This window comes from Rhodanobacter hydrolyticus, assembly GCF_044904645.1.
The window spans coordinates 73,995-97,266 of the sequence record NZ_JADIKK010000008.1 but is presented as its reverse complement, the minus strand read 5'-3'; the positions used below and the strand labels follow the sequence as shown (position 1 = coordinate 97,266).

25 protein-coding genes are annotated in these 23,272 nt (G+C 66.5%); 9 read left to right on the top strand and 16 right to left on the bottom strand.

Going from position 1 to position 23,272, the window contains the following annotated elements; translation table 11 throughout:
• From ISP25_RS02870 to prmB, 9 genes are all read right to left on the bottom strand, one after another.
• Positions 1–630: a phosphoribosylanthranilate isomerase gene (locus ISP25_RS02870; RefSeq protein WP_404611533.1), complete on the bottom strand. Its 630-nt coding sequence runs from the start codon at positions 628–630 to the stop codon at positions 1–3.
• Positions 627–1,394, bottom strand: a complete 768-nt coding sequence (gene truA / locus ISP25_RS02865) for a tRNA pseudouridine(38-40) synthase TruA (protein ID WP_192157794.1) — start codon at positions 1,392–1,394, stop codon at positions 627–629. The genes ISP25_RS02870 and truA overlap by 4 nt, the downstream gene beginning before the upstream one ends.
• Before the next feature lie 125 nt (positions 1,395–1,519).
• Positions 1,520–3,745: a FimV/HubP family polar landmark protein gene (locus ISP25_RS02860; RefSeq protein ID WP_404611531.1), complete on the bottom strand. Its 2,226-nt coding sequence runs from the start codon at positions 3,743–3,745 to the stop codon at positions 1,520–1,522.
• Positions 3,746–3,928: 183 nt separating this feature from the next.
• Positions 3,929–4,204: a hypothetical protein gene (locus tag ISP25_RS02855; protein ID WP_404611529.1), complete on the bottom strand. Its 276-nt coding sequence runs from the start codon at positions 4,202–4,204 to the stop codon at positions 3,929–3,931.
• Positions 4,201–5,229, bottom strand: a complete 1,029-nt coding sequence (locus tag ISP25_RS02850; protein WP_404611527.1) for an aspartate-semialdehyde dehydrogenase — start codon at positions 5,227–5,229, stop codon at positions 4,201–4,203. Before ISP25_RS02850 ends, ISP25_RS02855 begins: the two co-directional genes overlap by 4 nt.
• Before the next feature lie 18 nt (positions 5,230–5,247).
• On the bottom strand, positions 5,248–6,276 hold the full coding sequence (locus tag ISP25_RS02845) for a 2-hydroxyacid dehydrogenase (RefSeq protein ID WP_404611525.1): 1,029 nt from the start codon (positions 6,274–6,276) through the stop codon (positions 5,248–5,250).
• Positions 6,277–6,299: 23 nt separating this feature from the next.
• On the bottom strand, positions 6,300–7,388 hold the full coding sequence (aroC, locus tag ISP25_RS02840) for a chorismate synthase (protein WP_404611523.1): 1,089 nt from the start codon (positions 7,386–7,388) through the stop codon (positions 6,300–6,302).
• A 389-nt stretch (positions 7,389–7,777) separates the two neighbouring features.
• Entirely contained in the window at positions 7,778–8,344 is a 567-nt protein-coding gene (locus ISP25_RS02835) for a GNAT family N-acetyltransferase (RefSeq protein ID WP_404611521.1), read from the bottom strand.
• A complete protein-coding gene (gene prmB, locus ISP25_RS02830) occupies positions 8,319–9,239 on the bottom strand; it encodes a 50S ribosomal protein L3 N(5)-glutamine methyltransferase (protein WP_404611519.1) in 921 nt (306 codons plus the stop codon). The genes ISP25_RS02835 and prmB overlap by 26 nt, the downstream gene beginning before the upstream one ends.
• Before the next feature lie 122 nt (positions 9,240–9,361).
• On the opposite strand from prmB, the gene asd reads away from it, so the two are divergent.
• Together asd and ISP25_RS02820 are read left to right on the top strand one after the other, a co-directional pair.
• The gene (gene asd, locus ISP25_RS02825; protein WP_404611517.1) at positions 9,362–10,207 is read left to right on the top strand and encodes an archaetidylserine decarboxylase; all 846 of its coding nucleotides are present in this window, start codon (positions 9,362–9,364) and stop codon (positions 10,205–10,207) included.
• Between the two features lie 103 nt (positions 10,208–10,310).
• Positions 10,311–10,751 (top strand): hypothetical protein, encoded by a 441-nt coding sequence (locus tag ISP25_RS02820; RefSeq protein ID WP_192157811.1) that lies wholly within the window; start codon positions 10,311–10,313, stop codon positions 10,749–10,751.
• Between the two features lie 25 nt (positions 10,752–10,776).
• Here ISP25_RS02820 and ISP25_RS02815 read toward each other — a convergent pair whose 3' ends face one another.
• The gene (locus ISP25_RS02815; RefSeq protein ID WP_404611515.1) at positions 10,777–12,252 is read right to left on the bottom strand and encodes a transglycosylase SLT domain-containing protein; all 1,476 of its coding nucleotides are present in this window, start codon (positions 12,250–12,252) and stop codon (positions 10,777–10,779) included.
• Positions 12,253–12,487: 235 nt separating this feature from the next.
• On the opposite strand from ISP25_RS02815, the gene ISP25_RS02810 reads away from it, so the two are divergent.
• From ISP25_RS02810 to greB, 3 genes are read left to right on the top strand one after another with little or no spacing between them, the layout of a single operon-like run.
• A complete protein-coding gene (locus ISP25_RS02810; protein ID WP_404611513.1) occupies positions 12,488–13,735 on the top strand; it encodes a hypothetical protein in 1,248 nt (415 codons plus the stop codon).
• Positions 13,732–14,343: a DUF998 domain-containing protein gene (locus tag ISP25_RS02805; RefSeq protein ID WP_404611511.1), complete on the top strand. Its 612-nt coding sequence runs from the start codon at positions 13,732–13,734 to the stop codon at positions 14,341–14,343. Before ISP25_RS02810 ends, ISP25_RS02805 begins: the two co-directional genes overlap by 4 nt.
• Positions 14,340–14,852, top strand: coding sequence for a transcription elongation factor GreB (greB, locus tag ISP25_RS02800; RefSeq protein WP_404611509.1), 513 nt, complete (start codon positions 14,340–14,342; stop codon positions 14,850–14,852). Before ISP25_RS02805 ends, greB begins: the two co-directional genes overlap by 4 nt.
• 54 nt (positions 14,853–14,906) lie before the next feature.
• On the opposite strand, the gene arr is transcribed toward greB, so the two are convergent.
• The 6 genes from arr to rimO all read right to left on the bottom strand — a co-directional run bounded on the left by arr (position 14,907) and on the right by rimO (position 19,780).
• Positions 14,907–15,338: an NAD(+)--rifampin ADP-ribosyltransferase gene (gene arr, locus ISP25_RS02795; RefSeq protein ID WP_192157818.1), complete on the bottom strand. Its 432-nt coding sequence runs from the start codon at positions 15,336–15,338 to the stop codon at positions 14,907–14,909.
• A gap of 210 nt (positions 15,339–15,548) precedes the next feature.
• Positions 15,549–15,932, bottom strand: a complete 384-nt coding sequence (locus ISP25_RS02790) for a VOC family protein (protein WP_404611507.1) — start codon at positions 15,930–15,932, stop codon at positions 15,549–15,551.
• 21 nt (positions 15,933–15,953) lie between these two features.
• Positions 15,954–16,982 (bottom strand): ADP-ribosylglycohydrolase family protein, encoded by a 1,029-nt coding sequence (locus tag ISP25_RS02785; RefSeq protein WP_404611505.1) that lies wholly within the window; start codon positions 16,980–16,982, stop codon positions 15,954–15,956.
• 179 nt (positions 16,983–17,161) lie between these two features.
• Positions 17,162–17,536: a bleomycin resistance protein gene (locus ISP25_RS02780; RefSeq protein ID WP_404611503.1), complete on the bottom strand. Its 375-nt coding sequence runs from the start codon at positions 17,534–17,536 to the stop codon at positions 17,162–17,164.
• A 51-nt stretch (positions 17,537–17,587) separates the two neighbouring features.
• The gene (locus tag ISP25_RS02775; protein ID WP_404611501.1) at positions 17,588–18,436 is read right to left on the bottom strand and encodes a DUF3025 domain-containing protein; all 849 of its coding nucleotides are present in this window, start codon (positions 18,434–18,436) and stop codon (positions 17,588–17,590) included.
• A gap of 6 nt (positions 18,437–18,442) precedes the next feature.
• Entirely contained in the window at positions 18,443–19,780 is a 1,338-nt protein-coding gene (gene rimO, locus ISP25_RS02770) for a 30S ribosomal protein S12 methylthiotransferase RimO (RefSeq protein ID WP_404611499.1), read from the bottom strand.
• Positions 19,781–19,977: 197 nt separating this feature from the next.
• Here rimO and ISP25_RS02765 point away from each other — a divergent pair, with 197 nt between their 5' ends.
• The 4 genes from ISP25_RS02765 to ISP25_RS02750 are packed head-to-tail and all read left to right on the top strand — an operon-like array spanning position 19,978 to position 23,174.
• Positions 19,978–20,649: a dienelactone hydrolase family protein gene (locus ISP25_RS02765; RefSeq protein WP_192160276.1), complete on the top strand. Its 672-nt coding sequence runs from the start codon at positions 19,978–19,980 to the stop codon at positions 20,647–20,649.
• On the top strand, positions 20,646–21,095 hold the full coding sequence (locus tag ISP25_RS02760; RefSeq protein ID WP_404611497.1) for an HIT domain-containing protein: 450 nt from the start codon (positions 20,646–20,648) through the stop codon (positions 21,093–21,095). The genes ISP25_RS02765 and ISP25_RS02760 overlap by 4 nt, the downstream gene beginning before the upstream one ends.
• A gap of 10 nt (positions 21,096–21,105) precedes the next feature.
• Positions 21,106–22,512, top strand: a complete 1,407-nt coding sequence (locus ISP25_RS02755) for an ATP-binding protein (protein WP_404612066.1) — start codon at positions 21,106–21,108, stop codon at positions 22,510–22,512.
• Positions 22,509–23,174: a response regulator gene (locus tag ISP25_RS02750; RefSeq protein WP_192160273.1), complete on the top strand. Its 666-nt coding sequence runs from the start codon at positions 22,509–22,511 to the stop codon at positions 23,172–23,174. The genes ISP25_RS02755 and ISP25_RS02750 overlap by 4 nt, the downstream gene beginning before the upstream one ends.
• The last annotated feature ends 98 nt before the right edge of the window (positions 23,175–23,272 follow it).

Below are 23,272 nucleotides of genomic sequence, written 5' to 3'. Positions count from 1 at the left end.
CTAGCCTTCCCCTTCGTCCGCGGCGCGCACCGCCGCGATGAAATCATGCAACTTGCCGGCATCCTTGATGCCCGGCGCCGACTCCACGCCGCTGGCCACGTCCACCGCCCACGGCCGCGCCGCACGTATCGCCGCGCCGACGTTGCCCGCATGCAAGCCACCGGCAAGGATCACCGGCTGCGCAAGGCCACGCGGCAGCAGCGACCAGTCGAATGCCTTGCCGCTGCCGCCGGCTTCGCCCGCGACATGGCCGTCCAGCAGCAGCGCGGCGGCGCGAGGGTAGTCGTGCAGGCGCGGCAACGCCGCAGCGCCCTCACCCATTGCGATGGCCTTGAGGTACGGGCGCCTGAACTGCGCGCACCAGTCGTCGGCCTCGCCGCCGTGGAACTGCAGCAGATCGGGCTGCACCGTCGCGATGACTTCCTCGACCAGGGCAGCCTCGTCGTCCATGAACAAGGCCACGGCATCCACGAACGGCGGGAGGGCCTGGCGGATCGCCCGCGCCTGTTCCAGCGCCACCCGCCGCTTGCTGCGCGCGGTGAACACCAGGCCGATCGCATCCGCGCCCAGCCGGGCAGCGAGCAAGGCGTCCTTGGTGCGGGTCATGCCGCAACACTTGATGCGGGTCATTGCGATACCTCCGCAGGCAGGCCCCAGTGCGCTTCGTAACGCGGACCGAGGAAGGTCAGGCCCGATGATGGCGCGGTAGGCCCGGCTACTTCGCGATTGCGGCCAGCCAGCAGCTCGGCAACCCATTCGACCGGCTGCTCGCCACGCCCCACCGGCAGCAGCGATCCGACGATGTTGCGCACCATGTGGTGCAGGAAGGCATTCGCCTCGATCTCCACGATCACCTGCTCGCCCTCGCGCCGCACGCCTGCCGCCAGCACACAACGGCGCGGATGGGCGGCCTGGCATGAGGTTGCGCGGAACGCGGAGAAATCGTGTTCGCCCACCAGCGCCTGTGCGGCGGCATGCATGCGAGCGGCATCCAGCGGCAGGCGTTCCCAGGTGACATAACGCGCGTCCAGCGCCGCACGCACCTGCCGGTTCAGGACGGTATAGCGGTAACGCCGGCTGCGGGCGGAAAAGCGCGCATGGAAATCCTCCGCCACCGGCTGCGCCCACAGCACAGCCACGCTGTGCGGCAGGTTGGAAGTGGCGCCGAGCAACCAGCCGCGCATCTCGCGTTCCACCGGCGCGTCAAAATGCACCACCTGGCAGCGGCCGTGCACACCCGCATCGGTTCGCCCTGCGCAGGTCACCTCGACCGGCTGCGCGGCGACCTTCGACAAAGCCTGTTCCAACGCGCCCTGCACCGTGCTGCCATGGGTGAGGCGTTGCCAGCCAAGGAAGTCGGTGCCGTCGTATTCGATGCCCAGGGCGATGCGCATGGATCGTGCTGTCGATTCAAAGCGGAGAGCGTAACAGGCATCTTCCCTGCGATCGCCCCTGATCGCGAAAATCAAACGGGCCGGCATAGCCGGCCCGTTCGTGCTTTACCAATGCAATGAAACTATCAGTGCAGGTCGTCGAGCAGGCGCTTGGCCACGTCGCGTTGCATCTGGCTGCCCTCGTGCAGTACTTCCTCGAGCATGGCGCGGGCGCCTTCGGGATCACCCATGTCGAGGTAGGCACGTGCCAGGTCCAGCTTGGTGTCCGCCGGATCGTCGCTGAAATCGCGCGACTCGATATCATGGCCGGCGGGCTGCAGTTCGGCCTCCGGCTCGTCGAACTGCCAGCTCGACCTCACCACCGTCGCATCTTCGTCCGCGGCGGCATGTTGCTCGACCGGTTTGGCCTCGTCGGCGGGTTTGGTGTCGTCGACGTGCTTGGCCGCCGATTCGTGCGGAGGCGTGAGGTCGAAGTTGAAGTTGTACTCGCTCACCTTGACCGGGCTGGTCGGCATCGGCGGCGGGCCGGCCGGCGCGGGCGCCGCGACGGGCTCGGCGGCATAACGGTCGATGTCGAAACCGTGGTGGGCCTCATGTTCTTCCGTCGACGCGCCATCATGGTGCGCGAACAGTGGATGGCCAGGCACCAGGTCCTCGCCCATGCGCACTACCTGCTGCCACTCCTCCTGCTGCGGGTCGGAAACGTGGGCATGCATGGCTTCAGCTGCCGCCTCGAAATGGTCGATGTCGCGGCGACCGTAGTACAGGCTGACCAGCTCCAGGTGCAGGCCGATGTCGTCGGGATGCTCGGCCAGCTGATCGAGCAGCAGGTTCTGGTCGACGTCGTCGGCGTCATGCAACGGCTCCGAGCCAAAGCGATCGGCCAGCGACGGCGCCAGCTTCGGCAACGAGGACGCAGGCTTCGCCTTGCGGCGACCGAGCAAGGCCCACAGCACCAGCAGAAGGACGACGACGCCACCTGCCACCTCTGCCCAGAGCTGCGAGTACCAGGGCTCGTCGTCGGACGGCGCCGGTTTGCTGGCGGCCGGCTTGGCCGGCGTTGCCTTGACAGGTTCGGCCTTGGCTGGGGCGGCTGCCTGTTCGGGCTTGCTCGCCGCGGGTGCCGTTGCGGCGGCGGCAGGCGCTGCCGCCTGCATGGCCGCTGTCGCGCTGCCGGCCGGTGTTGCCGGCAGCGGGGCGATGCTGGCCGGAGTGGTCGCGGTCTTCGATGCGGTGGCGGCCGGCGCGGTTGCCGCCGGCGCCGCGTTCGCCGGCTCGGCCGGCGCACCAGCCGCCTTGCGCGCCGCGGCCAGCTTCTGTTGCAGCTCGGCGATTTCGTTGTCCTTGAGCGCGAGCAGACGCTGGTTCTTGCTGTTGATGTCGCTGAGGTCCTTCAAGCGCGACTTCAGGTCATCGCCCTGTTGTTGCAGGGTGGCAAGGCTCTCCTTGCTGCGCTGCAGATCCTGGCGCAGGGCGTCGCTGTTGTCGGTGGCCGATTTGCTGCCCTGCTTGGCCGGCACCAGCGCCAGGTGGTCGCCCGTTGTGCCGGTCGCCGTGGGCGAACTGGAGGTGCCGGCACGCGTACCCGCATCGGCCACGTTGGTCGGCGCGCTGCCCACCGTACCGCTGCGCCAGTCGCCGTTCTGGCGACGCACTTCCTCGGCAGCGGTGGCTATCGCGATCGCCTCGGCCTCGGCCTTGCTGGGAATGCGCAGCACCGCGCCTGCCTTCAGCGCATTGATGTTGTCGCGATAGAACGCATCGGGGTTGGTCTGCTTGAGCGCCAGCAACATCTGGTTGACGTCGACGCCAGCCGGCGCCGTCTGGTGGGCCACCGTGGACAGGGTCTGGCCGCGCTCGACCGTCCAGCGCCCATTGGCCGCCTGCCCCGACGATGGCGTACCGGCAGCGCTGCTCGCCTGACGCGGTGCTGCAGCCGGCTTCGCCGCGTGTGCAACGCGCGCAGGCTGCGGCGCGGGACTGCTGCCCGGCGGATCGAGCAGGATGGTGAACTCGCGCACGCTCTTGCCATTGCCGCCATGGACCTCGACCAGCAGGTCGAGGAACGGATCGTTGACAGCCGTTTCGCTGGTGATGCGGATCACCTTGTGGCCGTCGCCGCCGTCGACCACGGCGAAATGCAGGGGAATCCCGGTGGAAGCGTCACCCGATGCCAGATGCACATTGAGCTGCTGCAGCTCGGCCGGCGAGGCCTGCTGTACCGGGATTTCCGCCAGCAAGGGCTGGCCCAGCGCCGATTTGACCTGGATCTGCCCCAGGTCCATGGCCAACGCCTGGCCGCTGCCAAGAGCCAGAGCCACCAGCAAGGGCAGTTTCAACGAACGATTCATCAGGTGCTCCCCCGAACAAGCCGCAGTGTCCGGGGAGGCCGCCACAATGGCGGCGCTTCGGCCGGACGATGCTGCACTTTAGTTAGATGCAAGCGGATCAACAATAGGCGGATCGCAGACTTGCGACGCATTGCTATCGCGCATTCCAGCAATGGAGAAGACGCCCGACCGGCCCGGGGACGCTCAATGCCCCTTGCCGACCGCCTCTCTTGCCTGCTGGACCGCCTGCAACTGGCGCCGCAATTCGGCGATTTCCGCATCCTGCCGCCTGAGCTTTTCCGCTGCCGCCTGGCTGCCGGATTCCTGTTTGGCCACGTCCTTCTGCAAGCGCTGCACCTCGGCTTGCTGCCTGGCCACCGCGGTCGCCACCTGACGCGCAGACCCATGGGTCTGTGCGCAGACCGGCCCAGCCACTATCAGCAGACCGGCCAGCACCCAACTGCATGCCCCACGCCTCACAGATAGTCTTCTATCAGCAGTTCGGCGATCTGCACGGCGTTCAACGCCGCACCCTTGCGGATGTTGTCGGAGACGATCCACAGGTCGAGGCCCCGCTCGTGCGAGATGTCCTCGCGGATGCGGCCCACATAGACCGGGTCCTTGCCGGCGACGTCGCCCACCGGGGTGGGATAGCCGCCGGCCTTGCGCTCGTCCATCACCACCACGCCCTCGGCCTGCTCCATCAGTTCGCGTGCCTGTTCGGCCGTGATCTTGTCGCGGGTCTCGATGTGCACCGCCTCGGAATGCCCGTAGAACACCGGCACGCGCACCGCCGTCGGGTTCACCGCAATGGAGTCGTCCTCCAGGATCTTGCGCGTCTCCCACACCATCTTCATTTCTTCCTTGGTGTAGCCGTTGGGCTGGAAGTCGTCGATGTGCGGGATCACGTTGAAGGCGATCTGCTTGGAGAACTTCTTCGACTCCACGTCCTGGAAATTGAGCAAGGCCGCGGTCTGCTTGCCCAGTTCCTCCATGCCCGAACGGCCCGCGCCGGAGACCGACTGGTAAGTGGCCACGTTGATGCGTTCGATGCCCACCGCGCGATGGATCGGCGCCAGCGCTACCAGCATGCCCATGGTCGAGCAGTTCGGATTGGCGATGATGCCGCGGGTGGTGTACTGGGCGATGGTGTGGGGGTTCACCTCGCTCACCACCAGCGGGATGTCGTCCTGGTAGCGGAACTCGGAGGTGTTGTCGATCACCACCGCGCCGGCCGCCGCGGCGCGCGGCGCATGCGCCTTGCTCACCGAACCGCCGGCCGAGAAGAAGGCGATGTCCACGCCGTCGAAGTCGTAGTCGGCAAGGTTCTTCACCGTCACCTGTTTGCCTGCGAACTCCACCTTGCCTCCGGCCGAACGCTCGCTGGCCAGCGGCACCAGCTCGCTGACCGGGAAGTTGCGCTCGGCGAGGATGGCGAGAAGCGTCTCGCCCACGGCGCCGGTGGCGCCGATCATCGCAACCTTGTAACTGCTCTTCTTGCTCATCGGGTGCTGCTCGTCAGGTTAGTTTCGGGTGGGATGGGAAGTCGCGCCGGCCGTAGCCAGCGCTTCGGGATTCAGGAGATTCGGCGGATGGCCCGCGTGCGGACCGTGACCGAAAGACGCCAGCACATTGTCCACCGCCACCGCGGTCATGGCGCGGCGCGTATCGGTCGTGGCGCTGGCGATATGCGGGCTGAGCAGCGCGTTGTCGAGGGTGCGCAGGTCTGGGTGCACATGCGGTTCGCCCTCGAAAACATCCAGGCCGGCGGCAGCGAGCCGACCCTCGCGCAGGGCGGCCGCCAACGCAGCGTCGTCCACGATGCCGCCGCGCGCCACGTTCACCAGCACCGCGGTCGGCTTCATCTGCGCCAGTTCTGCGGCACCGATGGCATGGCGTGTCTGCGGCGTCAGCGGCAGCACCAGCACCAGGAAATCGGAATCGCGCAGCAGCGTGGCCTTGTCCACAAGGCGGGCGCGACATTCGCGCTCGATGGCTTCGGGCAGGCGCGAACGGTTGTGATAGAGCACCGGCATGCCGAAGCCCTGCGCACGCCGTGCGATGGCCTGTCCAATGCGGCCCATGCCGAGAATGCCCAGCGTGCGACCGCGCACGTCGGTGCCCAGCCAGCCCCTGAATTCGGTGGCCCGCCACTGCCCGGCGCGCAGCCAGCGTTCGGCGGCGCCGATCCGTCGCGCGGCACCCAGCAGCAACGCCCAGGCATAGTCGGCCACGCTCTCGTTGAGCACGTCGGCGGTGTTGCTGGCGGCGACGCCGGCCGCAGTGAGCGCGGCCACGTCGAGGTTGTCGTAGCCCACGCCGAGGTTGGCGACGATGCGCAACCGTTTCGCTCCGGCCAGCTCGGCCGCTCCGATGCGCTCCTTCAGGCCCACGATGGCGGCGTCGCAAGCAGCCAGCCTGGTCGCCAGTTCGGCGGAGGTGAACTTCACCTCCTGCGACTCCTCGTGCACTTCGAAATGCGGCCACAGTCGCGCGATCTCGCTCTCGAAGGTGGGGCGCGACACCCAGACGACCGGTTTGTTGCCTGCCATGCTCACTCCAGCGTACCGGCGCCTCAGGGGATGCGCGGCGCAACGATGCCCACGTCGCCGCATTGCGCGCGGTGGCGCAAGGCGTGGTCCATCAGCACCAGCGCCATCATTGCCTCGGCGATGGGTGTGGCGCGGATGCCGACGCAGGGATCGTGTCGACCCTTGGTGACCACGTCCACCGGTTCGCCGGCCAGGTTCACGCTGCGGCCGGGGATCAGGATGCTGGAGGTGGGCTTCAGCGCGATCGAGGCCACCACGGCCTGTCCCGTGCTGATGCCGCCAAGGATGCCACCCGCGTGATTGGACGTAAAGCCGTCCAAACGCATTTCGTCGCGGTGCTCGCTGCCATGCTGGGAAACCGCGGCGAAACCGTCGCCGATCTCCACGCCCTTCACGGCATTGATCGACATCAGTGCGCTCGCCAGGTCGCCATCCAGCTTGCCGTAGATCGGCTCGCCCCAGCCCGGCGGCACACCTTCGGCCACCACGCTGACGCGCGCACCGACCGAGTCGCCCGACTTGCGCAGCGCGTCCATGGCCTTTTCGAGCTCAGGCACCTGCTCGGCGCAAGGCCAGAAGAAGGGATTTTGCTCGACCGCATTCCAATCGAAGTCCGACGGTGCAAGGCTGCCCAGCTGGGCAAGATAGCCGCGCACTCGAACGCCGTGGCGCTCGGCCAGCCATTTCTTCGCGACCACCGCCGCGGCCACGCGCATCGTGGTTTCCCGCGCCGAAGAGCGCCCGCCGCCGCGCGGATCGCGGATACCGTATTTCTGCCAGTAAGTGTAGTCGGCGTGCCCCGGCCGGAAGGTCGAGGCGATGTCGCCGTAATCCTTGCTGCGCTGGTCGGTGTTGCGGATCAGCAGCGCGATGGGCGTGCCGGTGGTCTTGCCCTCGTACATGCCGGAGAGGATCTCCACGTCGTCCGCTTCGCGTCGCTGCGAGGTATGGCGGCTCTTGCCGGTGGCACGGCGATCAAGGTCCTGGCGAAATTCTTCTTCGCTGATCGCCAGGCCGGGCGGGCAGCCGTCGATCACGCAACCGATGGCCGGGCCGTGGCTTTCGCCGAAAGTGGTGACGGTGAAGAGCTTGCCGAAGGAATTGCTGGACACGGGGTTTGGACGTCCATTCGGGTGGAAGCAAGCTTTACAGCTTAACTGTGTTAGCGAGACTGGTCACCCAGTGCCAACGTGGCTTGGATAATCGTGGTCGCGGCTGAATGACCCGCCACGCTCGTCCTGCGGGGCGCCTGCGGACGTTCTGCGCACTGCGTTCTTGTCCGACCAGCGCCGGGATGACAAGCAAAAGCGCGAGCGCTTGGCACTGCCCTGCATGGTTTTGTCCTGCTCTGACCGTGGCTTCTGCGCGCCGGGAACACGCTGCTTCGCCACGCCCCTCCCTCGGAGGCGGTGAGGCGGGGACGGTCAGGCCGCGCGGCGGGGCCAAACCGCTCCATTACCAGCAAGAACGCGAGGAAACCTCTCCAACAGCAGCAAAAACCTCACATGCGAGCACTCCACTCTCCCGCCAACATCGCATAGATGACGTCATCCACCCAGATATCGCCCTCGCGCCAGCTCTCGCGGAAATGCGCCTCCTTGCGCATGCCCAGGCGCTCCAGCAACTTCACGCAAGCGAGGTTGCGCGGGTCGACCGAAGCGTAGACGCGGTGACGCTTCAGGGAGTCGAACACCAGTGCCAGCACGGCGCGTACCGCCTCGGCGGCCAACCCGCGCCCCTGCTGGGCCGGCGACAAGGTGACGCCGAATTCAACCGTATCCGCATTTACGAAATGCAGGCCCAGGTCGCCGACGAGTTCACCGCTGTCGCGCAGGCGCAGGGCGAACTGGAACCAGCTGTCCGGCGTATCGAACGCCACCGCTTGCTCGCGCTCGATGAAACGCACCGTCTCATCGGGGGAAGTCGGACGCCAGCCCTGGTAACGGCTCACCGACGGGTCGGCGCGATAGGCGAACAGCGCCTGTGCATCCTCGCCGCGCAAACTGTCGAGCCGCAGGCGGGCCGTTTCCAGCAGCACCGAATCAGCGCCGCGCGACGGCAGCAGCATGGATCGCCGCCCTGTGTTCGACCAGGTCGCGGCGTTCCAGCGCAAACACGCCCATCTGCCCCACCTTGAACTCGATCCACACGAAGGGCACCTCGGGCAGCAACGCGGCCAGCGCATGCTCGCTTTCGCCCACTTCGACGATCAGCAAGCCGTCGTCGGTCAACAGGTCGGCAGCCTCGTCGAGGATGCGCAGGCAGATGTCCAGGCCATCCTCGCCCGAGGTAAGGCCGAGCTTGGGCTCGTGCGCATACTCGCCGGGCAGCGCGGCGTATTCGTCTTCGGTGACATAGGGCGGATTGGAGACGATCAGGTCGTACCTGCGCCCGCGCACGCCTTCGAACAGGTCGGACTTCACCGCCTCGACGCGCGACTCGACGTGCTGGAACACGATGTTTTCGCGTGCCAGCGACAACGCGTCGTCGCTGACATCGACGATGTCCACCTGCCATTCCGGGTTGTACTCGGCCATCGCGATGCCTATGCAGCCGGAGCCGGTGCACAGGTCGAGCGCGCGCTCCACGTGGCGTTCGTCCAGCCAGGGCGCAAAGCCCGACTCGATCAGTTCGGCAATGGGCGAGCGCGGCACCAGGGCACGACGGTCGCTCTTGAACTTCAGCCCGGCGAACCAGGTCTCGCCCACAAGGTAGGCCACCGGCAGGCGCTCGTTGACACGACGTTCGATCAAGGCCAGCACATTGGCGCGCTCCTCGGCGGTGAGGCGGCCCGCGCCATAGGCCGGCGGAATGTCCGGCGGCAGGTGCAAACTGGCCAGCACCAGGTGGGTGGCTTCGTCGATGGGGTTGTCGTGGCTGTGGCCGAAGGTCAGCCCGGCGGCCGAGAAGCGGCTGGCGCCGTAGCGGATGAAGTCGATGATGGTTGCAAGTTCGGCGGTCACTGGCCTGGTCCTGGCGTGCGCAATGCAAAGGGTCGGCAATTATACGGCCCCGCGCCCGAAACCCTTTCCCGGCGGAAGGGAGAACCCACAAAGGGAGGCGCCGCCACCCGTATACTGGTCGGATGACTTTCAAGGTATTCCTCCAATACGCCCTTCCGCACCGCTTCCTGTCGCGCCTGGTCTACTGGGGTACGCGCTGGACCTTCGCGCCGTGGAAGAACTGGCTGATCTCCACCATCGTGCGCAACTATGAGGTGGACATGACCGAGGCGGCGCAGCCCGATCCGCTGGCCTACCAGCACTTCAATGCCTTCTTCACCCGCAAGCTGAAGCCTGGCGCGCGGCAAGCGGATGCAGATCCTGCCGCCCTGCTCTCGCCCGCCGACGGACGCATCAGCCAGGCCGGCCAGATCGTGGACGGGCGCATCTTCCAGGCCAAGGGGCAGGACTACAGCGCCGCCGAACTGCTGGGCGACGAAGCCGCTGCCGCGCCGTACCGCAATGGCCGCTTCGTCACCGTGTACCTGTCGCCGCGCGACTACCACCGCGTGCACATGCCGCTGACCGGCACGCTGCGCGAAACCGTGCACGTGCCGGGGCGCATCTTCAGCGTGGCGCCGTTCGCAGTGGAGGCCATTCCGCGGCTGTTCGCACGCAACGAACGGCTGGTCTGCCACTTCGACAGCACGCGCGGTCCGTTCACGGTGGTGATGGTGGGTGCCATCCTCGTTTCGTCGGTGGCCACGGTGTGGGACGGACTGGTGATACCGCCCTATGCGCCTTCGATCCGACGCAAGTCGTTCGCCGGACAGAACATCACGCTGGAACGCTTCGCCGAGATGGCCCGCTTCAACATGGGCTCCACCGTGATCCTGCTGCTGCCCGAAGGCATGGCCGAGCTGGACGCGCTGGCGCCGCAACAGGCGGTACGCGTGGGGCAACGACTGGGCTCCGCGCCCCAAGGCTGACGCAGCGCGTCGTTTTGTGACGCACTGGGCGCACTCGGCAGCACCGGATCGTTATCCTCCCGTCGTCGGCCGCGACCATGCGGCGTGAGGGGACGGAAATTCCATGCGACTGCTGAGCCCAGCCATTGCGTTCTTCCGCGCACACCAACTCACCCGCCAGTTGCGCGAAATAGAACGCTGCGTGCGCGCCCTGCCCCAGCGCAGCCGCACCCAGCTGAGCGTGCTGACCCTGCGCGAGATCGGCCAGGCCGCGCGCAGCGAGTTCCCGCATCTCTACGGCACGGCACCGGAAGCGCGCTACCTGCCATGGGGCCAGGGCACCGCCGCCGGCTATGAACGGGCGCGCTCGGACAATCCCGAAGTGGCCCTGCGCGGCGTCGCTCTGTGGCTGGCCGTGGCCTATCACGAAACCAAACACTCGCCGCAGGACCGCCTGCTGCCACAGCACCGCCAGGTGCTGCAGTTGCTGACCGAACTGAAGCGCCTGCATCGCCCGACGGTCGATCCGGTCAAAAGCTGGATGAGTGCCAGCGCTTCCGCCTGATCGCCTGCACGAGGAGTCAAATCTCTCAGCGACACTCCGGCATGGTCAACACCTGACCCACCGTGATGTGCTGGTGGCGCAGGTGGTTCATTTCGGCGACTTCCTGCACGCTGGAGCAGCGCAGCTGGCGCACGATGCCCACCAGGGTGTCGCCGCGGCGCACCTTGTAGCTACGCGTCCGGACCGCCCCCGCGGCACGCGCTGGCGCGAGAGGATCGGCCACCACCGGTGCGGCAGCGGCATGCAGGTCGCCTGCCAGGATGGGCCACGGGCCGTCCACGCAGCGCGCGGCATACGGCTGTTCCAGCAGCTTCGGCACCTGCAGGACCACGCCAGCCGGCTGCTCCTGCTGCGGGTCGAGCCGCGGGTTGAGATTACGCAGTGTGCGGAACCAGCCTTCCTCCATGCCGCCGGCCGAACCCAGGCACACGGTGAGTTCGCTCAGCGAAGCCGGTCGCTTCAATGTGATGCTGCCGGGTTCGCCATCGATCTTCGGAAAACGCAGGTTGTAGCTGTCCGGGTGCAGGAACAGCCACGCCGCCGCCAGCACCGAAGGCACGTAGTCGCGGGTCTCCTGCGACAGCTGGTTGTAGATGCGCGGGTCGTAGAAACTCACCTTGGTGTCGTCGCCCACCAGCCGGCTCATGCGCCCTTCGCCAGTGTTGTAGGCCGCGATGGTCAACTCGAGGTTGTCGTTGAACACCTTCAGTTGCTCGTCCATGTACTCGGCATTCGCGCGCGCCGAAGCGGCGGGATCGAAGCGCAGATCGAAGCCGTCGTCGGTGGTGAGGCCGAAACGCATGCCGGTGGCATACATGAATTGCAGCGGGCCCGCCGCGCCTGAGCGCGACACCGCATGCACCTTGCCACCCGATTCCTTGGCCATGATGCCGAACAGCAACGCCTCGGGCAGGTCGGCCTTCTGGTACGCCGGCCACATCTCGCTGCGCATGTACTGGTAGCTGATCCAGGCATCGATCAGGTTCGGCCGCCACTGCGTCAGCCACATCTGCAACGCGGCTTTCACCGCGCCGTTCATCGCGATCAGCTCTGAGAGCTTCTGGCCGTGCAGCAGGATCACGCTGCGCTGCGCCTCCGGCAGCGCGGCCGGGCCGTGCTGATCCAGCGCCATGCCGGTCTGCGGATCGCCGTCGGCGTTCTCGTCGCCGATGAAACTGCCATCCTTCAGGCGCAGCATGCGGTCGTAGGCCGAGAAGAAGCGCTGCGGATCGCATCCGGGGGTACTTCCGCAGTGGACCGAAGCGTTCTTCACTGTGTCGATTGCCTGGTTCAGCGTCTGCTGCCCCGCGGCGTCGTTGCCGGCGCGCACCTGCTGCAATGCCGTCTCATAACCCTGCGTAGCCTGATCCAGCTGGGCGTACAACGCCGTCACCGTCGCCGTTGGCTTGACCGATCCCGGGTTGGCGCATGCCGCCAGCAATGCCATCGAAGACGCCAACGGAGCCAGGCGCAGGGATCGAACAAGACGAGCAGACCGCATGACAAAAACCATCCGATGAAAGTCCGACACCATAGCCGGCGGGATCGGCATACTCAATGAACCGGCGCCCCGCAAGCCGTGGCTACAATTCCGCTTAGACGCGGAACAACGGAGTTGCTCATGATCGACCCTTCGCCCGACGGCAACGAACACACCCGCACCGATTCCGACTCGCGTCGTGGCAGGAGCGGACTCGTGGGCGTCCGCACCGACGGCAAGCACTGAGGCTCCCGCGATGCCGCGCATCGAAGTAGTGCCCGCCAATACCCCGTTCGGTGAACGCCTTGCCGCAAGCTTCAGCTACCCGTTGCGCGGCGCCGGCCTAGCCACCTGCACGGCACTGGCTATTGCGCACTACGCCAGCTACCTGCCCGCCATCGGCATGCTGGCCAACCTGCTGGTGTGGGCCGCCACCTGGCGCTATGCCGCCGATTGCATGCAGTACACCGCGAACGGCTATGCCAACCCGCCCGATGTCGGCGTGGACGAAGCCGGCACGGCCGGCTGGGCACTCACCTTGATCCATCTGGTGGCAGGCGCGCTGTTCGTCGCCTGCGGCTTGCTCGCCCCGGCCACGCTGTGGCTGCTGGTTCCCGTGCTGGTGCTGGCATTGCCGGCCATCGACATGTCGCTGGCCTTCGAGGGCAATGTGCTGCATGCGCTGAACCCGGCGACCTGGTGGCGCATTGCGCTTGGCTTCGAGGGCGCCTATTTCATACCGGTGGCGATCAACCTCTTGCTGGGCGCGCTTATCGCAGTGGCTACGCTTACCTCCAACCTGTTGCCGCACTTCCTGGCGCTACCGCTGTTCGGCTTCGCCTATACCTACCTGATCGTGCTGGCCTTCCACCTGATGGGCGTGTTGATCCACCAGCGCCACGAACGCTTCGGGCTGGAACCGGAGGCACCGAAACTCGCCAAGGCCATCGGCCAGGACGAGGACAGCCAACTGGTGGACGCCGCACGCACGCTGGCCGAGAGCGATCCCACCGCAGCGCTGCACCAGTTGGCCGAACGCCTGCGCAAGCGCACCGCACCCGCGCCGGTACACCAGCTCTACCGCGAGCTGCTGCGTCGCCAGGGCCTGCGCGACGACCTGCTGGTACATGGCCAGATCTGGATCGCCGCGTTGGTCGCGCAAAACGAGGCACGTCGCGCCCTGGGCGTGCTGCAGGAATGCTGCACCGCCGATTCCGCCTTCATCCCCGACGACCCGCGCACCTGCGGCGAATTGGCCGACCTCGCCGCGCGCCTTGGCATGGAACGCCTCGCCATTCACCTGGGCCGCGGCTACCTCGCGCACTGGTCGCGCGACGAACGCGCGCCGCATTACGGCCTGCTGGCCGCACGCTTGCTGGGTGCCCAGGCCGAACGCCGCACCGAAGCCATGGTGCTGCTGCAAAAGCTGGCGAGCGCGTGGCCCGAACATCCGCTGCGCAACGACATCGCCACCTTGCAACGGCAACTGGCGGGCACCGCATGAGCACCGGCAAGCCCGCTGCCGCCATCGCACTCGCCGGCATGCTGGCCTTCCTCGCCACCGGCATCGCCGCGCAATGCCTGCGCCCCGATCTCGACTGGATGCGCGTACCCAACAGTTTCTACCTGATCGGCCCTTGGGGCGGCATGGTGCGGGCCGGCTACTACGCGATGGCGCTGGCCTTGGCGCTGCTTGGCGTGGGCGCCTATTCCGAACTCGCTCCCGCTGCGCGCAGCGCCGCACCCTTGCTGCTGTTCGTCATGGGCGGTGCGGCGCTGGCACTCACCGCCATCGTAACCACCGACACGTGGAACCATCCGCCCACGCTGCACGGCTACGTGCATGGTGTGGCGGCGCAGACCGCCTTCCTGTGCACCGCCACCGCCATGCTGCTGCAAAGCTGGCGGCTGCGCGGCGACGCACGCTGGCGGCGCTGGTTCCGCCCCGCCTTCCCCTATGCAGCGCTCTGTTTCGTACTGCTTTGGGTCCAGGCATTCTGGCGCGCACTGCCTCGCGGCCTCAGCCAGAAGGCGCTGATCCTGTTGATGCTGGGCTGGCTGCTTGGCGCCGCGTGGCAACTGCTGCGCGGTCACGGGGAGGCCAGCGCATGAGTCGTTGGCGCCCACCCTCGCCCGGCTCCACGGCCATCATCACCCGCGCCGGTTTCGAGAAGCTCAAGACCGAGCTCGACCATCTCTGGCATACGCTGCGCCCCGAGGTGGTGAAGGCCCTGGCCGCCGCCGCCGCCGAAGGCGACCGCTCGGAAAACGCCGAGTACACCTACCGCAAGAAGCAACTCGGCGAGATCGACCGCCGCGTGCGCTATCTCAGCAAGCGCATCCCCGCACTCAAGGTGGCCGAAGGCGCACCCGCGGATCGCGAGGCGGTGTTCTTCGGCGCCGTCATCGCGCTGGAGAACCTCGCCAACGGCGAGGAAGTCCGCTACCGCATCGTCGGCCCCGACGAGACCGACGCGAAGCTGGGCTGGATCAGCATCGATTCGCCGCTGGCCCGCGCGGCGCTGAAGAAGCGGCTGGACGACGAGTTCGAGGCGGAACTGCCCGGCGGGCACACGCGGTTCCTGGTGGTCGAGGTCGACTACGAAGCGTGTGCGAAGTGACGGCATGCGCCGCGGAACCAATCGCCTTCATGGCAGTTGATTTCCTTCGCCCCCTCAATTGAGGATTTCGCCCATGCCTGTTTCGACACGGCTCCTCAACTGGCGGATGAATTCCGGGTCGTGGGGTTCCCAGCTCTCAAGCTCGCCAATGATCTTCAAGGGATGCCCGCTTCGGTATGACCGTGTCGGGTTGCCCGGGAATTTCTTGTTCGTGACGTTCGGGTCATCTTCGAACCCTCCTGTCGGCACCACGACATAAACTCGCGGCCTGCCTTCGCCCCTGGCCATTTCCGCAGCAAGACCGGCGCCCTTGGGCACCGCGGTGAAATAGATGTGGTTCATCACGACGCTGTCGTCGTAGTTGGACCTGAAACCCGCCGTCAACAGATCGCCGACCGACAAACTGACTTTTGTACCGTGGTAGAACGGACCAGTCAGCAGATGGCAATTCGCGGGGGAAACGGGGACCCATTCGTCATTACACATCGTCCTGATCGCCTCTCGCAATCCTGCCCTATCGACAGGGCCGCGATTCTAGTTTTCGCCTCGAGTCTTGCCGCAAGTCCCCACGGACGGTATAAATTGACAGTGGGAGGCGCGGTGCGCCTCTTTTTTATTTTGACGCTCACATTTCTCGTGATCGTCGAGATGCGCCATATACCATTGGCGGCATATCCCACGTGGTGCACCGCCGGATCATGAAAGCGCGCTGATCGTGACGTAATACCCGTCCGTATCGCGAATCGAGAACTCCATGGTTCCGGTGGCCGAATTCTGGGCCGGCTCCTCTTGAAGCCTGGATACCAAGGTGCCCGCCCGTTCCAGCGCAGCATCGAAATCATCCACGCGGAAGAACAGCAGCAGTCCATTGCCGGGCGTGGCGAGGTCGGGGCTGGCCAGGGATGGATGGTCGTGCACGCCCCACGCGTGCAGGCAGAGCAGCACCGTGCCGTCCGCGTCGACGAGCTGTCCGAAGTAGTCGTGCTCGGGCGCCGTCGCGGGCCGGCCGAACAGGCGCTGGTACCACGCGAGACTGCGGGCGACATCGCGCACGCCGATGATGGTCCACGTACGTTTCATCAGCAGCCTCCCGGCGCCAGGTCAATCCGACTGAAGCGCCAGAGCCTCCGCCAGCGCCAGGTATTCCGCGCCTTTTTCCAGCCCCGCGATGAAACGCCCTGGTATCGCCTCGATCCCGCCGATCGCGCCGCACAGCGCACCGGTGAGCATGGCGCGGGCCTGGTTCTGCCCGCCCGCGTTCACCGCGTTGAGCACGCCCTGCTCCACGTCGCCCTGGAAACGTGCTGCCAGGTAATAGGCCGCGGGAAATTGGTGGTACACCGCGCATGGCAGGCCGTAGACCAGACCCACCTTCGACGCTGGCTCGATCGCGACAGCGGGATCGTGCGCCGCCTTCGCGATGGACGACACCGTGAGCAGGGCATCAGGCGAAGCAAACTGCCCAGCCTGCAATGGCGCCTCCGCATCTTTCGGTACGTCCAGCTCACCGCTGGTCACGGTGTGGAACGGCAGCTCGCCGGACTTCACCATGCTCATCAGCCGACCGGACAAGTCCGCGTCCAGCGCCACGCCGTTCGCCAGCTGTCCCAGCACCACGGCAAACGCCAGCGTCATCGCACCCACCGTGGGATCGCGCTGGGTAAGCGCCACGTTGCTGCTGACATGCTGCGCCAGTTGCGCCGGCTCACCCGCATAACGCAGTGCGATCGTCAGGACCCGCTCCGCCGCCTCGGTATTGTCCGCCAGCCCTGCCACCTGCCCCCAGGGCAGGCCGGCGCGGCGTTTGCGCCACGCCTCGCGGATCGACTGGCTGGTGTAGCCACCCGGCCCCGCCATCGGCGTGCCGTCCAGCAACGGAAACAGCTCGCGATCCATCCGGTCGCAAAAATCCGCCTCGTCGTAACCCCCGCAGCTCACCAGCGAGCGCAGCGTCAACGCCAGGATGAACCCAGCCTGCGAGGAAGCGCCCGCCGGCAGGCCCTCGTGATAGCGCCCCGGCTTCGGCGCCGTGTAGTCGCCGACCCAATCGCCGTAGTCGCGCCTGAGCGCGTCGAGGTCGTAGTACCAGTGCGGGCCGAGAGCCAACGCATCACCGATGAAGGCACCCATCAGGGCGCCCTGGATGCGGCTTTTCCTCGAAACGGGAGATCGGGCTTGTGACATTTGGAAAGCCTGCAGTGCGACAACACCGGGCCATCGTACGCTTGGCGTCCACGCACTCCAACGGAATTGCCCGGGCCGCTTCAGACGTGCAAATCAACCAGGTCGGCCCGGGCTTTGCTGGAGATTCACGCCATGGGCGCCGTGAAGTTGAGCCAGTCGCCGTCCGGCATGCGCACCTGAAACTCCCGTTGGCGATACGGCATGTCCTTCAACGGCTCTAAACGATCAGGCGGCAGTGTGGCGAGCGCGGGACCGAGCTTCGCATGCAACGCATCAACATCCGCGACATCGATGCAAATGGCGACCCTGGCCTTTCCGTCAGGGGTGAGTTTGCGCGTCGGCTCTTCAAGCAGGCGCAGCCCACAACCTTCAAGCTCAAGGTAGGCATAGTCGCCATGGCGGTACTTGACCTCGAACATGAGAATGTCATGGAAGAAGGAAAGGGCTTCACTCATGTCCGGCACATGCAGAAATGGCGTGATCTGGCAGATCCCATCCATACGATTCTCCTGGGGTGCCGCATCGAACCGGGCAGGCTCAGGTCCGTCTTCTCATCCGTCACGCCCGCAAGTGGCGGCGCAAGCCGCTTCGTCCCGGAGCTCAAGCGCTGCAGGGTAGCGCCGCCCTGCCCTTGCAGGTTGGAAACACGCAGCCTCATGGCAAAATGTTTCCTGCGTATTGTCCGGATGCCAACCGGGCACCCCAGCCAGCGGCAAGGGCCTCAGCTCCAGCGGATCGCACAGTACCTTGCCCGCACGAATCGCTTGTGCACAGGCCTCGAGAGCCGCGACGGTCGACAGGTCCGGGCCAACGACCACCAGTGCCTTCCCCACCAGCAACTGCCTCGGCGTCAACGCGTGTTCAAGCAACGCATGGCCGAACAGTTCCACCTGGATGCGGCCGTCCAGCCATGCGGCGCGCTCGCGCCAGAACAGGCCGTGCCAGTCGTGGGCGTCCCATAGCGCGAGCAACGCCGGATCGCGAAGCGCGATCACCACACCGGCTTCATCGAAGTGGGTAAGCGCGTATTGGGCACGCGAACGCTGCTTCGTGCCCATGTGGACGATTTCGGCCATCTGCCGCGCGTTGAGCGCGCGCTTGAGCGCCGGGTGACGCAGCCAGACCAGGGCGTTGAACAGGTCGTGCCAGTTGTTTTCGCGTGTGGCGATCTCGCCGCGCTCGGCGATGCGCTGTTCATAGTGCTGATCGTCAGCCAGCAGCTCGCGGTTCTGCGCCGCGAAGCGTTCGTGCATGCCCGCAGGACGGCAGCCGTTGAGCGCCTCGATCGAAGGCCAGTCGCGGCCCCCGATCAATCCGCTGTACTCGCGCCACGCCGCCAGCGGCATCCGCCCGAACACCTGCGGATCGACCGCGTCACGAACGGGCGCGATGTAGCGCATGGGTGATTACACGATCTTGAGGGTCGGATGCGCCAGGCGCGCGGTGAGATCGTGCTCGCTGGCGCCGTCGACCACCACGTCGACGAACTGGCCGGGCTTGAGGCCCTGTCCGTCGGAGATCAGCACGCTGCCGTCGATCTCCGGCGCGTCGGCGGCCGAGCGGGCAACAGCGCCCTCGGCGTTCGCTTCGTCCACCAGCACCTTGATGGTCCGGCCTATCTTGCGCTGCAGCTTGGCGGCGGAGATCTCCGCCTGCACGGCCATGAACTGTTCGAGGCGGTCTTCCTTCAGCTCCTCGGAGACGGCGCCCGGCAGTTCGTTGGCTTTGGCGCCGTCCACCGGCGAGTAGGCGAAGGCGCCCACGCGATCGAGTTCGGCTTCGCGCAGGAAGTCGAGCAATTCCTCGAACTCGGCGTCGGTCTCGCCGGGGAAGCCGACGATGAAGGTGCTGCGGATGGTGAGGTCGGGCACCTGCTTGCGCCAGTTGCGGATGCGCTCCAGCGTCTTGTCGATGTTGCCCGGGCGCTTCATCAGCTTGAGGATGCGCGGGCTGGCGTGCTGGAACGGAATATCGAGGTACGGGAGGATCTTGCCCTCGGCCATCAGCGGCATCACCTCGTCCACATGCGGGTACGGGTAGACGTAGTGCAGGCGGGTCCACACGCCGAGTTCAGCCAGGCCTTCGCACAGCTCGGTCATGCGCGTGCGGTACGCCTTGCCGCGCCATTCGCGCTCGGCGTACTTGAGGTCGACGCCGTAGGCGCTGGTGTCCTGCGAGATCACCAGCAGCTCCTTCACGCCGCCCTTCACCAGCTTCTCGGCCTCCAGCAGCACCTGGTCCACCGGACGCGAGACGAGATCGCCGCGCATCGAGGGGATGATGCAGAAGCTGCAGCGGTGGTTGCAGCCTTCGGAAATCTTCAGGTACGCGTAGTGCTTGGGGGTCAGCTTGACGCCGGTGTCCGGCACGATGTCGAGGAACTTGTTGCGCACCGGCGGCAGCGCCTCGTGCACCGCATGCATCACGCTGGCGTAGTCCTGCGGGCCGCTGATCGAGAGCACGTCCGGGTAGGCTTCGCGGATCAGCTCGGCGCGCTTGCCGAGGCAGCCGGTGACGATCACCTTGCCGTTCTCGTGCAGAGCCGTGCCGATGGAGTCCAGCGACTCCTGCACCGCGGCGTCGATGAAGCCGCAGGTGTTCACCACCACGGCGTCGGCCTCGTCGTAGCTGGGCACGATCTCGTAGCCCTCGACCTTGAGCTGGGTGAGGATGCGCTCGGAATCCACCAGCGCCTTGGGGCAACCAAGGCTGACGAAACCGATTTTCTGCGTGGCCTGCGACATGGCGGCGACAACCGTGGGGAATGGGGAAACGGCGAATTATACGGCCATGCAGCCTGGGCCAAGGCACCGGATACAGGCCGGTCGTCCCGGCCAAGGCCGGAATGACCGGCCTGGAGGCCAGGGCAGCGCACCTTCACCCACCACCGGCACGCGCGCCGGTTAGAATCCCGGCAACCGCCGCTCGGGAGACGACCGCCATGGGTCAGCACATCCACATCCCCACCTCGCGCACGCAGTGCATCGGCGGCTACCTTGCCCAGCCCGAGGGCAAGCCGAAGGGCGGCATCGTGGTGGTACAGGAGATCTTCGGCGTCACGGCCCACATCCGCAGCGTGGCCGATCGCTTCGCCGCCGCCGGTTACACCGCCATCGCGCCGGCTTTTTTCGACCATCTGGAGTCCTGGCTGGAACTGGACTACGACGAGGTGGGCATGGCACGCGGCAAGGCCCTGGTTTACGAGCTGGGGCTGGACCGCCCGCTGGAGGACGTCGCCAGCGCCGCCGAATCCATCGCCTCCTCCGGCAAGGTCGGCGTGGCCGGCTACTGCTGGGGCGGCACGATCGCCCTGCTCGCCGCGTTGCGGCTGGGATTGCCTGCAGTGAGTTATTACGGTGCACGCAACGTGCCTTTCCTGGTGGAAACGCCGAAGGCACCGGTGATGTTCCACTTCGGCGAGAACGATGCGTCGATCCCGCCCGAAGCGGTGGCGCAGCACCGCGAGCAACTGCCGCAGATGGATACCTTCGTCTATCCCGGCGCAGGCCATGCGTTCAACCGCGACGGCGATCCGCACTACCACGAGCCCAGCGCAACATTGGCGTGGCAACGCACACTGGCCTTCTTCGACCAGCAGCTGGCCGGCGCATGAGCGAGGCGGCATTTGCGCTCGATCCACGGCTGGAAGCCGACACCCGCCACGTTGCCATGCTGCCGCTATGCGAGCTGCGCCTGATGGACGATGCGCGCTTCGCATGGCTGGTGCTGGTACCGCGCCGCGCGGACAAGGTGGAAGTCGCCGATCTCACCGATGCGGAACAGCAGCTGCTTTGGCGCGAGGCGAACTGGTGCGCCACTGCGCTGCGCGCGGTGGCACCCTGCGACAAGCTCAACCTCGGCGCATTGGGCAACATCGTGCGCCAGTTGCATCTGCACGTATTGGCCCGCACGCAAGACGATGCGGCATGGCCCGGACCGGCATGGGGCCACGGCAAACGCGAACCGTACGATCGCGAGGCCCTGACGAACCGGTTAAACGCATTGCGCGATGCCCTGGATCGCACTAAGCCAGCTGACGTGCCTCCTGGCCGCCAGTGACTTCGCACCCTTGAAGTTGTCCATCGGCCACCGTCTGTTCTTCACCGTCTGGCTGACCATGCTTTCGCTCGGTGCGCTTGGCATCGAACTGGCGCGCTGGAAGCTGCTGGACAATTTCTCCGGCGGCCTGCCCGATACGGATACGCGCTTCCTCGACAGCCTGGGCACCTCGCTGCAAGCCCGATACCAGGTGCATCAGGACTGGTCGTTCCTGCCGGCCGATGCTGCGCAACGCAAGGCGTGGCTGTCCGACGCATATGCGCATTCGCTGGAAACCGCAGCCCTATTCCAGGCGAAATCCGATGCGGCAGGCGTCGTCCACCGCCTCGGCCTGGTGGACCGGCAGGGAAACTACCTGGCTGGCGTGCTGGCCAATCCCATGACGGTCGCCCTGGTCTCGCCAGACCGGATCGCGCACCCGTTGATCGTCGATGGCGAGCGGATCGGTTCGCTCGTGGTGGCGCAGCCGCAGAATCCCGATGATGCACTGGCCGTGGCGTTTTTGATCGACCAGCAAAACCACCTGCTGTTCGTTGGCATGGCCGGCTTGCTACTGAGTGCGATGATCGCAGCGCTGTTCGCGGCGCATCTGCGTCGGCCGATTGCGCGGCTTGCCGCGGGTGCGCGCCAGCTCGAACAGGCGCGATTCGACACCCGCATCGACTTGCGCCGCAACGACGAACTCGGCGAGCTCGCCAGCGCCTTCAACCACCTGGCCACCCGGCTCGAAGATGCGGAACGCGCGCGCAGGCAATGGATCGCGGAGACGTCGCACGAACTGCGCACGCCGCTGGCCGTACTTCGCGCGCAAGTGGAAAGCCTGCAGGATCGCGTCCGCGCCGTCACGCCGGAGAGCCTCGCCCTGATGGAGCGCCAGGTGCGTTCGCTGGGCAAGCTTGTCGACGACCTGTACGAACTGGCCCGCGCCGACATCGGGCAAACCGCCTACGACATGGCACCGCACGACGCATGGCTGCTCATGCGCGAGGTATTCGATGATTTCGCTGATCGATTCCACGCCGCCGGACTGGGTGCCGAAATCGGCGAAGCACCTGCCCACTCCCTCGTGATCTGCGATGCCGATCGCCTGCGTCAGGTCGCCGCCAATCTGTTCGAGAACAGCGCGCGCTACACCGCGGCCGGCGGCCACGTCGTACTGGCCGGCACCGCGTCCGCCGACGAAGTGCGCATGACCATCGACGACTCCGCTCCAGGCATACCCGGCTCGTCGCTCGACCGTCTCGGCGAGCGGTTCTTCCGGATGGACGCTTCGCGCAGCCGGGCCTCCGGTGGCAGTGGGTTGGGCCTGGCACTGGGCAGGCAGATTCTCGCCGCGCACGGCGGCCGCCTCGAATTCGCCCCGTCGCCGCTCGGCGGGTTGCGCGCAACCATCATCCTGAAATTGCACGGCGCATGAGCCCGACGATTCTCATCGTGGAAGATGAAGGCGACCTCGCGGCGATAGTCGCCGACTACGTGGTCGCCGCCGGGTTCAAGGCCGAGGTGATCGCCGACGGCATCGCCGCCCTCGCCGGCATCCGCCGCACTCCTCCCGACCTGATCGTGCTCGACCTGATGCTTCCCGGGCTCGACGGCCTCGCCGTGTGCCGCGCCGTGCGTGCGTTTTCCGACGTGCCTATCCTCATGCTAACCGCGCGAGTGGAGGAGATCGACCGCCTGCTCGGCCTGGAAGCGGGAGCCGACGACTACGTCTGCAAGCCGTTCAGCCCCAGGGAACTCGTCGCGCGCATCAAGACGATCCTGCGCCGTTCGCACGGCCCTGAGGCACGACGCCCGCTCGTGGAGATCGACGAAGCGGCGCACGCTGCACGCATCGGACCACAGACGCTCGACCTGACGCCAAGCGAATACAACATGTTCGCAGCGATGGCGAAACGGCCCGGCACGGCGTTCTCGCGTGCGCAACTGCTGGACATCGCCCGGCGCGACAACCTCGACGTCAGCGACCGCGCCATCGACACGCACATCAAAAACCTTCGGCGCAAGCTCGCCACGGCGCTACCGGGCGTCGAGATCATCCATTCGATCTATGGACTCGGCTATCGCGTCGACTTGTAAGACGCGGGCCGCGCCGAAGCCGGCGCACACGATTCCCCCACATTGTGGTCGCAGGCTTGGCCCTGTCGGTCGTCGACGCACATACCGGGAGGAAAGTG